The following is a 12,020-nucleotide window of genomic DNA, read 5'->3' on the forward strand; positions in this document are numbered from 1 at the left end:
TCAATCATCGGTCAAGGCGGTGAAGTCCTGCTCGTTGCGTTCGGCTCGACGCGTGTACACCCAGCCGACACCGAACAGCAACGGATAGATCGCCACCCCCAGCACCAACCACGGCAAAGCGATGCCGAACGGCGCGACGTCGGTGAAACGGGCGAGCAGCATGCCCAGCAACGGAATTGCGAACAGAATCGACAGCGTCATCACCGCGAGGCGCACCGACAGCAGCAACTGGGCGCGAACGAGGCTGCGCACCAAAGCGTCGCCCACCTCGGTCTGCTCCTGTACTTCGACGCGGGTGCGCACCATCCGTGCGCCGCGACGTTGCGAGAGCACCACCCGCTGTCGGTGCGGCTGGCTCACTGCCGATCCCTCGTCACCGAGACGACCACGATTGCAGCGGACCGCGAACCAGTCTGTCCTTGAGTTCTCTGGCGTGCCGTCGGCTCACCGGCAGTTCGCAGGCAGCGAGGTTACCGCTGGCCCGCAGGCACACCACCAGACCCGAACCGACGCTGCGGATCCCCGTGACCAACCGCAGCGAGACCAGGTAGGAGCGGTGTACGCGCAGGAATCCGGCATCGGCCCAACGACTTTCGAGGGCCGAGATGGGTATGCGCACCAGGTGTGAGCCGTTGGAGGTATGCAGTCTCGCGTAGTCTCCGTCGGCTTCGACCCACGCGACCGACGACCGGTGCACCAGGGTGGTGGTTCCGCCGAGTTCGACGGGAATGACCTCGTCGGCCGAGGTGTCCGCGGACTCAGCGGGTCGACGCCGCGCGAGCAGCACCCGGCGCAGCGCCTCGGTGAGCCGATCCTCCCGCAACGGCTTGAGCAGATAGTCGACGGCACCGAGGTCGAAGGCAGCCAGTGCTCGGTCGTCGTGGGCGGTGACGAACACGACCGCGGGGGGCCGCGCGAATGCCGACAGGATGCCGGCCAGTTCGAGGCCGTCGAGCCCGGGCATGTTGATGTCGAGGAAGACCGCGTCCACCACTGGTTGCCCCGGGGCGGCGGTGTTCTGGATCTGACGTAGGGCAGTGGTGGCGTCCTGCGCTGTGAACACCTCGGCGACGGTCTCCTGCTGGCGCAGCAGGAAGGCGAGTTCGTCCAGCGCCGGGCGCTCGTCGTCGACGGCGAGGACGACCAATCCGCGGCCGGGGTTGTCTTTGGCAGCCTGAGTCATGCCCGCACTCCCGGCCTGAATTTGGGCACCCGCATGCTCACTTTGGTGCCTGCGCCCGGTGCGGTGTCCACGACGAGACCGTAGTCGTTTCCGAAGGCTGCCCGCAGCCGATCGTCCACGTTGGCCAATCCGACATGGGCCGCGTCCTCGGTGTGCAGGCTTCCCGAGCGCAACACCTCGGGGTCCATCCCCACACCGTCGTCCTCGATACTGATCACTGCGTCGGTGCCCTCGTCGGCGGCGATGATCGTCACGCGGCCGCCGTCGGCCTTACCGGACAGGCCGTGCCGGACGGCGTTCTCGACGAGCGGCTGCAGCGCGAGAAACGGCAGGGCGACGCCCAACACCTCGGGCGCGACCTGCAACGTGACCTGCAGGGAGTCGCCGAAGCGGGCACGTTCGAGCGTCAGGTACCGGTCGATGTTGCGCAGCTCGTCCGCGAGCACTGTGAACTCTCCTGCGTTTCGGAACGAGTATCGGGTGAAGTCGGCGAACTCGAGCACCAGCTCCCGCGCCCGATCCGGGTCGGTGCGCACGAACGACGCGATCGTGCCCAATGCGTTGTAGATGAAGTGCGGACTGATCTGTGCGCGCAGGGCCCGCACCTCGGCTCGGTCCAACCGCGCTCTCGACGCATCGAGTTCGGCGAGCTCGATCTGCCCGCACGCATAGCGAGCGACCTCGGCGATGGCACCGAGCATGCCGGGCCCGGGCTCGGCGACGACAGCGGCCCCCAACACCCCGACCACCGGAGACTCGTCGACGACCAACGGCTGCACCACCAGCGCTCTGACCTCGTGGATCGACCCGAGCGGCAGACGCACCAGGACGCGCCGCTGCCCGTCCACCGCCCGTTTCGCCGCCTCGACGAATGCCGGTGTCAGCTCGTCCCACGGCCCGTCCCAGGCCAGCAGCGAACCGTCGGGATCGCAGATGCCCAGTGCGTCCGCACCCGTCAGCACCCGCAGATGCGGCGCGGCGGCGGCGGCCGAACGAGCGTCGAGACCGTCACGCAACGGCTTGGCCGCCAGCGAGGCGGTGTGCAGGGTGGCGTGGACGGCCCGCTCGGCAGGTGTGGTGAGGTCACGTCGACCGCGCAGGCTGATCACGGCGATCACCGAGACGATCACGGCCACGATCACCGCCAGTGCCGCCAGTGCCGCGGTCATCGCGCGCACGAGGTCGAGGTGGGCACGTTCAGGAAGCGTTCGACGAGCCAGTCGACTCCGATGCCGTTGGCGGCCAGTTCGGCATGGCCCTGCTCCGGTTCGGAGCGAAGCTCGACATCGTCGCCGAGTGCGCAGGCCCGCGCTACCGCGTCGCGGGTCCACCGGGGATCGATGAGGTCGTCGCGTTCGCCGACCAGGACGAACAGCGGTACCCCGGTGCGAGTGGTCGGTAGCGCCTCCGATTCGAGCCACCGCGTCATCCGATCCGATGCCTCCTCGGAGTCCGGGAGCGCATCGGCCGGATCGAGGACGGCCCCGGCGTCGGCCTTGGAGAAGCCGAGCAGGTCACTGCAGGCGGTCAGTGCGGTCACGTTGTCGGCGAACGTGCCGCGGATGTAGTCGGAGCGTTCGGCACTCGGATCCGCGGTGCGCAGACCCTCGTAGAGATACGGCACCAGCAGCTGACGCGGCACGCTCTGCTCGGTCTCGGGCGCGAAGAATCGCGTCAGATCGGCCGTGGGCGAGAGCGCCGCGGCTCCGACCAGTTGCAGACCGTCGCCGTAGTTCTCGTTGCGCTCGGCTGCCGCCCAGACCGCTTGTCCGCCTTGGGAGGTGCCCACGGCACCCCACCTGGTGCCGACGTCGGGAACCACGTTGCGGGCCGCACGCACCGCGTCGATCACGTCGTACGCTGCGGCGTCCCGGTCGAGGTAGGCGGGGTCACCCGCCGTTCCGAGGCCCTGGTAGTCCGTCACCACCACCAATGTTCCGCGTTCGAGGAACGGCGTCACCAAGCCGATGGTGCCCAACAGGTTCGGGTACAGCGAGGGCGCACACTCGTCGGTCACACCGGTGGTTCCGTGCCCGACCGAGACGATCGGCCAGCCTCCCGGCGGCGCAGACCCGTTGGGCACGAACACCGTTCCCGAGGTTTCCGTGCCGCCTCCGGTGACCCCGTCGGTGGTGCGGTAGACGATTTTCGTGGCGGTCGCGCCGAGGTAGGCGACCCCGATGTCGACCTGACCGAGCAGCATCGAGGACACGATCTCACCGCGTTCCGAGCCCTCGGGTGCCGGAGCGGAGCCTGCGGACTGCACGGGGGCCGGGTCGACCGATTCGGCGGCGGGAGTGCTGCACGCGGCAAGGGCGAACACCAGTGCCGCGGCGACCACCGGTCCGGTCGACCTCACTGTCTCTGCGCTCCTACATTGCGTTCGTCTACGTCGTGCGTCGTGCGATGCGGGCTTCCGCCGCAATTTCTTCCACGTCCAAGCCATTCAACACTGCCCGCAGAGCTTCGTCCTCCAACTCCCCCGAGTCGCGGGCCGCGATGAGCGCCGCCCGCTGCGCGACCAGGACGTTGTGCCGCAGCGAATCGAACAACGCCCCTGCCGCCGCGATTCGCTTCTCGCGATCCTCGGTCTCGTCGGCATCCAATCGAGCGCGCACCGAGCGTCGGACTCGCTCGATCACCTCCGCGACACGTTCGCTGTCCACTCCGGCAATTCCGTCCTTCGCCGCGCGCTGGAGATAGTCCTCCGCCGCGGTACGGGCGATGGCCTGCGAGAGAAGGCGCTGATTGTCGTTGCGCTGTTGCTCGAGTGGATCTGCGACGTCGAGTCGACGGATCAGCAGCGGAAGCGTCAGCCCCTGCAGCAGCAACGTCCCGACCGCGACGACGAAGGCCACGGCCTGAATCACTGCGCGGCCGGGGAATTCGTCGCCGAGCACGGTGGTCAGCGGCACACCGGCCGCCGCAGCGAGCGTGACCACCCCACGCATGCCCGCCCACGAGAGCACGAGGTTCTGCTGCCACGTGAGACCGGCCTCGCCTGGAGACGATCGTCGAAACAGCTTACGAAGCAGTATGTCTCGACCGGAGTTTGCGAAGATCCACGCCGGACGCACCGCTATGAGCGCGACGAGCACCAGCAACGCATAGGCGAACACGTGGTGGACCGGCAAGCCCTCACGTCGGACTTCTTCGATGACGAACTTCAGCTGTAAACCCATGTAGGCGAACACGAATGCTTCGAGCAGAAGATCCAGCGTGGGCCACACCTGCCGTTCCTGAACCCTCGTGGACACCGAGACGTCGGCGGTGACGCGGCCCAGAACGAAGCCTGCCGTGACGACGGCGAGCACACCGGAGGCATGAATTTCCTCGGCCGCCAGATAGGCCGCGAACGGTAGGACGAGTCCGAGCACAGTCTCGAGCGCCGAGTCGGCGATCCGGTTTCGCACGAAACGAACGAGGCGCGAGAGGACGAATCCCACCAGCACACCGCCGACGATCTCGTACAGGAAGAACAGCACCGGTGAGCCCAGTTCGATTCGACTGCCCGTCACCGACGCGACGGCCAGGGTGAACAGAGTCAACGCGGCCGCGTCGTTCACCAGGGACTCGCCGGTCAGGATCGCCATCATCCGCGCGGGCAGACCCAGCTTGCGGCCGACGGCGACGGCGGACACCGCGTCGGGCGGGGCGACGACGGCACCGAGGACCAGAGCCGCACCCAAGGTCAGCTCCGGGATCAGCAGATTGGCGAACCAGCCGACGGCCACCGTCGTCACGATCACCATGACCAGTCCGAGCCGAAGGATCTGACCGAGGTTTCGCCTGAACGTGACGAACGAGAAATCCAGCGCGGCGGAGTACAGCAGCGGCGGAAGCACCACGCCGAGGATCAGCTGAGGCGACAGGCTGACGTGCGGCACCCCGGGAACGAACGAGGCGATGGAGCCGACGGTGACCAGGACGAGCGGGACCTGCAGATCGATGCGCCTGGCGAAACCGGCGACTGCGATCGCGAAGATGACTACGAGAAGAAGAATCGGTCCGTCCACCCCGACGATTGTGCCGTCAGCCGCACCCCGGGGTACGACCGACGGCCACGATCACCGATGCAGAAGACCGAAAGGTCCTACTTGTCCGGAATCGCCTTCTTGACTGCGTCCTGAACTTTGTCGACCTTGTCGGAGTACTTGCCGCCGGTCTTGTTGTCGATGAAGTCCCCAGCCTTCTCCACGACGTCGTCGATCTTGTCCGAGTTCTCGGCCGCAAGGTCCTTGCCCTTGTCGACCATGCCCTTCAAATTGTCTGCGAAGCCCATGAAACTCTCCTGCCGGTCGGGTGCAACGGAACACCCGGAAGCCTACGTTTCGTTCTGCCGATTGCGTAGTACCGATCCGAATCGATGAGCCACCTCGACGAGCGCGATACCGATGCCGCCGATGATCAACGCACTGGTGGTGGCTCCGACGTTCGACGGATCGAGCTTGAAGAAGGTGCGGCAGAACGGGATTGCGAACAGCAGCAGATAGCCACCGACCGACCCACCGAGCAGCAGGATCTTCCACCAGTTGTAGGGCCGCGCGACGACGGCCAACACCCACAGCGCGATCATGATCAACGTGATCAGCGCGGTGGTACTGGCCTGCGTCACCTGGGTCTCGCTGGCGTTGGGGCCTGCGTAGACCAGCAGGTAGGAGACGAACGTGCACGAGCCGACGATCAGACCGGACGGGACGGCCAGCCGCATCACCCGCGAGACGAATCCGCTGCGCGCCCGCTCGTTGTTGGGCGCGAGCGAGAGAACGAACGCCGGTATTCCGATGGTGAACCATGCCGCGATCGTCACGTGCCGGGGCAGGAACGGATACGGAATCGGCTCGAAGTGGAAGATCTGGGAGAGCACACCCGAGAGCCCGATCAGAAACGCCAGCAACACCGAGTACACGGTCTTGGTGAGGAACAGATTGGACACACGCTCGATGTTGCCGATGACGCGTCGCCCCTCCCCCACGACGTAGGGCAACGTGGCGAACTTGTTGTCCAACAACACGATCTGCGCGACGGCTCGCGTGGCCGCACTTCCCGAACCCATCGAGACGCCGATATCGGCGTCCTTGAGTGCGAGCACGTCGTTGACGCCGTCTCCGGTCATCGCGACCGTGTGGCCGCGAGATTGCAACGCGCCCACCATCGCCCGCTTCTGATCGGGCCGGACCCGACCGAACGTGGTGGAGGACGCCACGGCGTCGGCCAGCTTCTCGGAGTCCTCGGGCAGATCACGCGCGTCGATCGGAGCGTCGCCGCCGGGCAGCCCGAGCGAACCCGCGACCGCACCGACCGAGACGGCATTGTCGCCGGAGATGACCTTGACCTCGACGTGCTGGCTTGCGAAGTACTCCAACGTGTCTCGGGCATCCTTGCGCACCTTCTGCTCGAGAATCACCAGTGCTCGCGGTGTCACCACGCCGGGTGCCTCGTCGTCGTCGACCGAGCGGTCCGAGCTGGCGAGCAACAACACCCGTAGGCCACGCGAGCCTGTTTCCTCGGCGCGACGAGCGATGTCGGAGGAGGCGTCGAGCAACACGTCCGGTGCACCGAGCAGCCAGTTCCCGTGGTCGCCGCAGGACAGTCCGCTCCACTTCTTGGCCGAGGAGAACGGGGCCACGGCACTCTGCGTCCACCCGGGCGCGTCCGGATACGCTTCGCCGACGGCCTGCACGCTCGCATTCGGCCGCGGATCGTCGTGCGCCAGAGATGCGAGAGCCGCTGTGACGGAGTCGGAATCGTGCTCGTCCATCAGCATCAACTCGGACAGCCGCATACCGTTCTCGGTGAGGGTTCCGGTCTTGTCCGCACACACCACGTCGACGCGGGCGAGGCCTTCGATCGCAGGCAGCTCCTGGACCAGGCACTGCCGCTGACCGAGTCGGATCACGCCCACCGCGAACGCGATGGACGTCATCAACACCAGGCCCTCGGGCACCATCGGAACGAGCGCGGCGACCATACCGTTGAGGGCCGGCTTCAAAGCCTGACCGCTGGAGAACAATTGGTTGTAGATGATCAGCGCGCCCGCCGGAATCATCAGATACGTGATGAACTTCAGGATCTTGTCGATACCGCTGCGCAGCTCGGACTTGACCAGCGTGAACTTACTGGCCTCCTCGGCGAGCTTGGCCGCGTACGCATCTCGGCCCACCTTCGTCGCACGGTACGCCCCACTGCCTGCGACCACGAAGCTTCCCGACAGCACCTGCGTTGCTTCGAGTTTGTGCACCGTGTCGGCCTCGCCGGTGAGCAACGACTCGTCGACCTCGAGGCTGGCGCTCTCGATCACCTCGCCGTCGACGACGATCTGATCACCGGGACCGAGTTCGACGATGTCGCCGAGCACGACCTCGTCGGGGGGAATCTGCTTCGAGACGCCGTCGCGTCGAACCTGAGGCTTGTTCTGTCCGACGATGGCCAGCCGATCCAGCGTGCGCTTCGCGCGAATCTCCTGCACGATGCCGATGCCGCTGTTCGCGACGATCAACAGCCCGAACATGCCGTCGATCACCGAGCCCGTCGAGAGCACGATGATCAACAGCACACCGAGGATCGCGTTGATACGGGTGAACACGTTGCCGCGGACGATGTCGCGAACCGACCGAGAAGCACGGGCCGGAACGTCGTTGGATTTTCCCTCGGCCCTGAGCCTGGCGACCTCCGCCTCGGTCAGCCCGGTGTCCCGCTGAGCATCGGCCTCGATAGACATGCGTGCAGCTTAAACCCGCTCAGCCGAGCCGAGACCACCAGCGATCGTCGTGCAGGGTTCGGGTGCCGTCGATGCGCTGGCCCGGCATCGGCACTGCCACCTGCACACCGACGTCCTGCGCAGCGGCGTGCAGCCGCACGATCGGCTCGGACCACGGATGGAAGGCGAGGTTGAACGTGGCCCAGTGAATCGGAACGAAGATGCCCGACGCCGTCAGGTCGATGTGCGCCGTGACTGCTTCCTCGGGATTCATGTGGATGTCCGGCCACCGGGCGTCGTAGGCCCCGACGGGCAGCAGCGTCAGGTCGAAGGGGCCGTAGTTGCTGCCGATCTCGGCGAACTTCGGTGTGTAGCCGGTGTCGCCGCCGAAGAAGACGCGTCGAATCGGACCGGCGAAGGCCCAGGACGCCCACTGCGTCGAGTCCCGGGTCAGACCGCGGCCGGAGAAATGCCGAGCCTCGGTGCACGTGACGGTGAGGCCGCCGATGTTGGTCTGCTCGTCCCAGTCCAGCTCGATGATGCGCTCGTCGGGCACCCGCCACTTACGCAGGTGAGCGCCGATGCCGAGCGGCACGACGAACGGAGCCGACTGTGTACTCGCCAGCTTCTGCACCGTCGCCTTGTCGAGGTGGTCGTAATGATCGTGGGAGATCACGATGGCGTCGACCGTCGGTAGGTCGACCAACTCGACCGGCGTCGGATGCAGCCGTGCCGGGCCCACCACCGAGGACGGGGACACCCGGTTGCTCCACACCGGATCGGCGAGGACGCGATAGCCGTCGACCTCGACGAGCACACTCGAGTGGCCGTACCAGGTGACGGCCAGCTCGCCCGCGTCCACCGGCGCGATGGGCGGCGCCAACGGAATCGGACGTTGCGGCCTGCCCTTGCCGCGTTCGGTGATCAGCGAGACGAACATGTTCTGCTGTCCCTTCTCGCCGCGCCCCGGTACGTAGCTGGAACTGGGGTCGGAGTTGTGGAACCGGCGATCGCGGTATCGCGGGGATCCGGCGGCATACGGAGTGATGTGCACGCGTCGGGCACCGATGGCCGACGGCAGACCCCACAGCGCACGCGCCAACCATGCCCCGCTCAGTGCTGCCGTTGCTCCCAGAACGAACTTCGTCTTCGTCACGGCCACCACATTAGGCGGCGCCGACGTCTTCGCAGCTCACCCGTAGTCTTGCCGTAGAATATTCGCGTCGGTTTTGCTGCTAGAAGGGGAGACATTGAGTACCGAACAGCTCGAATTCCAGGCGGAGACGCGCCAGCTCCTGGATCTGATGGTGCACTCCATCTACTCCAACAAGGACAGCTTTCTCCGTGAACTGATCTCGAACTCCTCGGACGCGCTGGACAAGCTGCGCCTGGAGTCGTACCGCAACAAGGACCTGGACGTCGACGTCTCGGATCTGCACATCGAGATCGACATCGACGCTGCGGCCCGCACGCTGACCATCCGCGACAACGGCATCGGCATGTCGCGCGCCGAGGTCATCGACCTCATCGGCACGCTGGCCAAGTCCGGCACCGCCGAGGTTCGCAAGAAGCTCAAGGAAGCCAAGGACGCCGCCGCCTCCGAAGAACTGATCGGCCAGTTCGGCATCGGCTTCTACTCCACGTTCATGGTGGCCGAGAAGGTCACGCTGCTCACCCGCAAGGCGGGCGAGAGCACGGCCACCCAGTGGGAGTCGACCGGCGAGGGCACCTACGAGATCACCGACGTCGACGACGCCCCGCAGGGTTCGTCGGTGACGCTGGCCCTCAAGCCCGCCGACGAGGAGGACCACCTCCACGATTACGCGTCCGAGCGCAAGATCAAGGAACTGGTCAAGAAGTACTCCGACTTCATCGCCTGGCCCATTCGCATCGACGTCGAGAAGCGCGTCAAGAGTGAAGAAGAGGGCGGCGAGGACACCGTCACGATCGAGACGGAGACGATCAACTCTCAGAAGGCTCTGTGGACCCGCTCCAAGGACGAGGTGTCCGAGGAGGAGTACAAGGAGTTTTACAAGCACGTCAGCCACGCCTGGGACGAGCCGCTCGAGGTCATCCCGTTCAAGGCCGAGGGCACGTTCGAATACCAAGCGCTGCTGTTCATTCCGTCGCAGGCACCGTTCGACCTGTTCATGCGCGAGAGCCAGGCCGGCGTGCACCTGTACGTCAAGCGCGTGTTCATCATGGACGACTCGCAGGAACTGCTGCCCGAGTACCTGCGCTTCGTCAAGGGCGTAGTCGACGCAGCGGACCTCTCGCTCAACGTCTCTCGCGAGATCCTGCAGCAGGACCGGCAGATCCGTGCGATCCGTCGACGCCTGACCAAGAAGGTGCTCTCGACGGTCAAGGAACTGCAGAGCGAGCAGCCCGACAAGTACAAGACGCTGTGGTCGCAGTTCGGCACGGTCCTCAAGGAGGGCCTGATCTCCGACGCCGACAACCGCGAAACCCTCTTGGGCATCTCCTCGTTCGCGTCGACCAACTCCGAGGAGGGTGTGACCACCCTCGCCGAGTACGTGGACCGGATGAAGGACGGCCAGCAGCAGATCTACTACATGACGGGCGAATCCCGTCAGCAGATCGAGAGCTCTCCGCACATGGAGGCCTTCAAGGCTCGCGGGCTCGAGGTGCTGCTGCTCACCGATTCGGTCGACGAGGTGTGGGTCGGCAACGTCACCGACTTCGACGGAAAGTCGTTCCAGTCCATCGCCAAGGGCGAGGTGGACCTCAACACCGAAGAGGAGAAAAAAGAGTCCGAGGCCAAGCGCGAGGAGCAGGACAAGGAGTTCGCCGACCTGCTCACGTGGCTGACCGAGACCCTCGGCGAGGACGTCAAGGAGGTGCGCCTGTCCACCAGGCTCACCACGTCCCCGGCCTGCGTCGTCGGCGACGAGTTCAGCTTCTCCCCGCAGCTCGAGAAAATGTACAAGGCGTCGGGCCAGTTCGTGCCGACCTCCAAGCGGATCCTCGAACTCAACCCGACCCACGACCTGGTGACGGGACTGAAGAAGGCCCGCGAGGATCGCAGCGATGACCCGCACCTCGCCGAGACCGCCGAATTGCTCTATGCGACGGCACTTCTCGCCGAGGGTACCGAGCTCAAGGATCCGGCGAAGTTCTCGCGTCTGCTGGCCGAGAGGCTGACGCGGACCATCTGAGTGCCTGCGGCAGTGGTGTGGTTATGTGCCCCAGGCGGCACTTAACCGCGCCACTGCGGCCAAGCAACGAAAGGCCCGACCGTGAGAGAACCTGTTCTTACCGAACGACAAGGCGACGTGGTCGTCTGGACGTTGAACAACCCCCAGGCCCGTAATCCCATCTCCGAGGCGGAGACCATCGACGCCCTCGAGGCCGCGATCGCCGACGCGAACGGGGATCCATCGATCAGGGTTGCCGTCCTGACCGGTGCCGGTTCGGCATTCTCGTCGGGCGGGAACGTCAAGCACATGCGGGACAAGCAGGGAATGTTCGGTGGCAGCCCGGCCGAGTTGCGGCAGGGCTACCGCCACGGCATCCAACGAATCCCGAAGGCGTTGTATCACTGCGAGATTCCCACGATCGCCGCGGTCAACGGCCCTGCCATCGGAGCAGGCTGCGATCTGGCCTTGATGTGCGATCTCCGAATCGCCTCGACCACTGCGACATTCGCCGAGAGTTTCGCCAAGGTGGGCATCATTCCCGGAGACGGTGGGGCCTGGCTGCTCCCCCGGGCCATTGGCATGGCACGGGCGAGCGAAATGGCGTTCACCGGCGAGGCCATCGACGCCGCCACGGCATTGGAATGGGGCCTGGTCTCTCGGGTCGTCGAGCCCGAGGATCTGCTCGACGCTGCCCACACACTGGCTCGGCGTGTGGCGGCCAACCCACCGCAGGTACTGCGTATGACGAAGAAATTGTTGCGCGAGGGCCAGCAGCAGAGTCTGGAATCCTTGCTCGAACTCTCCGCCGCCTATCAGGCCATCGCGCACCACACCGAGGATCATGCCGAGGCTGTCGACGCGATGCTCGAGCGTCGCGATCCAGAGTTCCGAGGACGCTGACTCGCCAGGTGAGTGGAAACTCGGGACGGGTTCACGTGGTCGTCGCAACGAGCAGTCGTTTGTTGTACTCCTCGAGTGG

The 12,020-nt window shown here is 65.7% G+C and carries 10 protein-coding genes; 2 read left to right on the forward strand and 8 right to left on the reverse strand.

Annotation, left to right across the window (positions count from 1 at the left end):
- The 8 genes from QM590_RS09395 to QM590_RS09430 all read right to left on the reverse strand — a co-directional run bounded on the left by QM590_RS09395 (nt 1) and on the right by QM590_RS09430 (nt 9,039).
- The gene (locus QM590_RS09395) at nt 1-306 is read right to left on the reverse strand and encodes a hypothetical protein (protein WP_269594676.1); all 306 of its coding nucleotides are present in this window, start codon (nt 304-306) and stop codon (nt 1-3) included.
- Nucleotides 307-373: 67 nt separating this feature from the next.
- Nucleotides 374-1,183, reverse strand: coding sequence for a LytR/AlgR family response regulator transcription factor (locus QM590_RS09400; protein ID WP_094639503.1), 810 nt, complete (start codon nt 1,181-1,183; stop codon nt 374-376).
- Nucleotides 1,180-2,352, reverse strand: a complete 1,173-nt coding sequence (locus QM590_RS09405; protein WP_094639800.1) for a sensor histidine kinase — start codon at nt 2,350-2,352, stop codon at nt 1,180-1,182. The genes QM590_RS09400 and QM590_RS09405 overlap by 4 nt, the downstream gene beginning before the upstream one ends.
- Nucleotides 2,349-3,542: an alpha/beta hydrolase family protein gene (locus tag QM590_RS09410; protein ID WP_269594588.1), complete on the reverse strand. Its 1,194-nt coding sequence runs from the start codon at nt 3,540-3,542 to the stop codon at nt 2,349-2,351. The genes QM590_RS09405 and QM590_RS09410 overlap by 4 nt, the downstream gene beginning before the upstream one ends.
- 28 nt (nt 3,543-3,570) lie before the next feature.
- On the reverse strand, nt 3,571-5,199 hold the full coding sequence (locus QM590_RS09415; RefSeq protein ID WP_269594587.1) for a Na+/H+ antiporter: 1,629 nt from the start codon (nt 5,197-5,199) through the stop codon (nt 3,571-3,573).
- Nucleotides 5,200-5,276: 77 nt separating this feature from the next.
- Nucleotides 5,277-5,465 (reverse strand): antitoxin, encoded by a 189-nt coding sequence (locus QM590_RS09420; protein ID WP_068051116.1) that lies wholly within the window; start codon nt 5,463-5,465, stop codon nt 5,277-5,279.
- 42 nt (nt 5,466-5,507) lie between these two features.
- The gene (locus QM590_RS09425; RefSeq protein ID WP_269594586.1) at nt 5,508-7,904 is read right to left on the reverse strand and encodes a cation-translocating P-type ATPase; all 2,397 of its coding nucleotides are present in this window, start codon (nt 7,902-7,904) and stop codon (nt 5,508-5,510) included.
- Between the two features lie 19 nt (nt 7,905-7,923).
- Nucleotides 7,924-9,039: an MBL fold metallo-hydrolase gene (locus QM590_RS09430; protein WP_094686777.1), complete on the reverse strand. Its 1,116-nt coding sequence runs from the start codon at nt 9,037-9,039 to the stop codon at nt 7,924-7,926.
- A gap of 94 nt (nt 9,040-9,133) precedes the next feature.
- Between QM590_RS09430 and htpG the strand changes: the two genes are divergently transcribed.
- Both htpG and QM590_RS09440 read left to right on the forward strand, forming a co-directional pair.
- On the forward strand, nt 9,134-11,059 hold the full coding sequence (htpG, locus tag QM590_RS09435) for a molecular chaperone HtpG (RefSeq protein WP_269594585.1): 1,926 nt from the start codon (nt 9,134-9,136) through the stop codon (nt 11,057-11,059).
- A gap of 81 nt (nt 11,060-11,140) precedes the next feature.
- On the forward strand, nt 11,141-11,941 hold the full coding sequence (locus QM590_RS09440; protein ID WP_269594584.1) for a crotonase/enoyl-CoA hydratase family protein: 801 nt from the start codon (nt 11,141-11,143) through the stop codon (nt 11,939-11,941).
- The last annotated feature ends 79 nt before the right edge of the window (nt 11,942-12,020 follow it).

The sequence above is a fragment of the Rhodococcus sp. IEGM 1372 genome (assembly GCF_030056835.1).
In the GTDB taxonomy this organism is placed as follows: domain Bacteria; phylum Actinomycetota; class Actinomycetes; order Mycobacteriales; family Mycobacteriaceae; genus Rhodococcoides.

What these genes read in the sequence shown, in the direction of transcription:
- QM590_RS09405 (WP_094639800.1), bottom strand. Translation starts at nt 2,352, where the DNA reads ATGACCGCGGCACTGGCGGCACTGGCGGTGATCGTGGCCGTGATCGTC.
- QM590_RS09400 (WP_094639503.1), bottom strand. Translation starts at nt 1,183, where the DNA reads ATGACTCAGGCTGCCAAAGACAACCCCGGCCGCGGATTGGTCGTCCTC.
- QM590_RS09425 (WP_269594586.1), bottom strand. Translation starts at nt 7,904, where the DNA reads ATGTCTATCGAGGCCGATGCTCAGCGGGACACCGGGCTGACCGAGGCG.
- QM590_RS09395 (WP_269594676.1), bottom strand. Translation starts at nt 306, where the DNA reads ATGGTGCGCACCCGCGTCGAAGTACAGGAGCAGACCGAGGTGGGCGAC.
- QM590_RS09420 (WP_068051116.1), bottom strand. Translation starts at nt 5,465, where the DNA reads ATGGGCTTCGCAGACAATTTGAAGGGCATGGTCGACAAGGGCAAGGAC.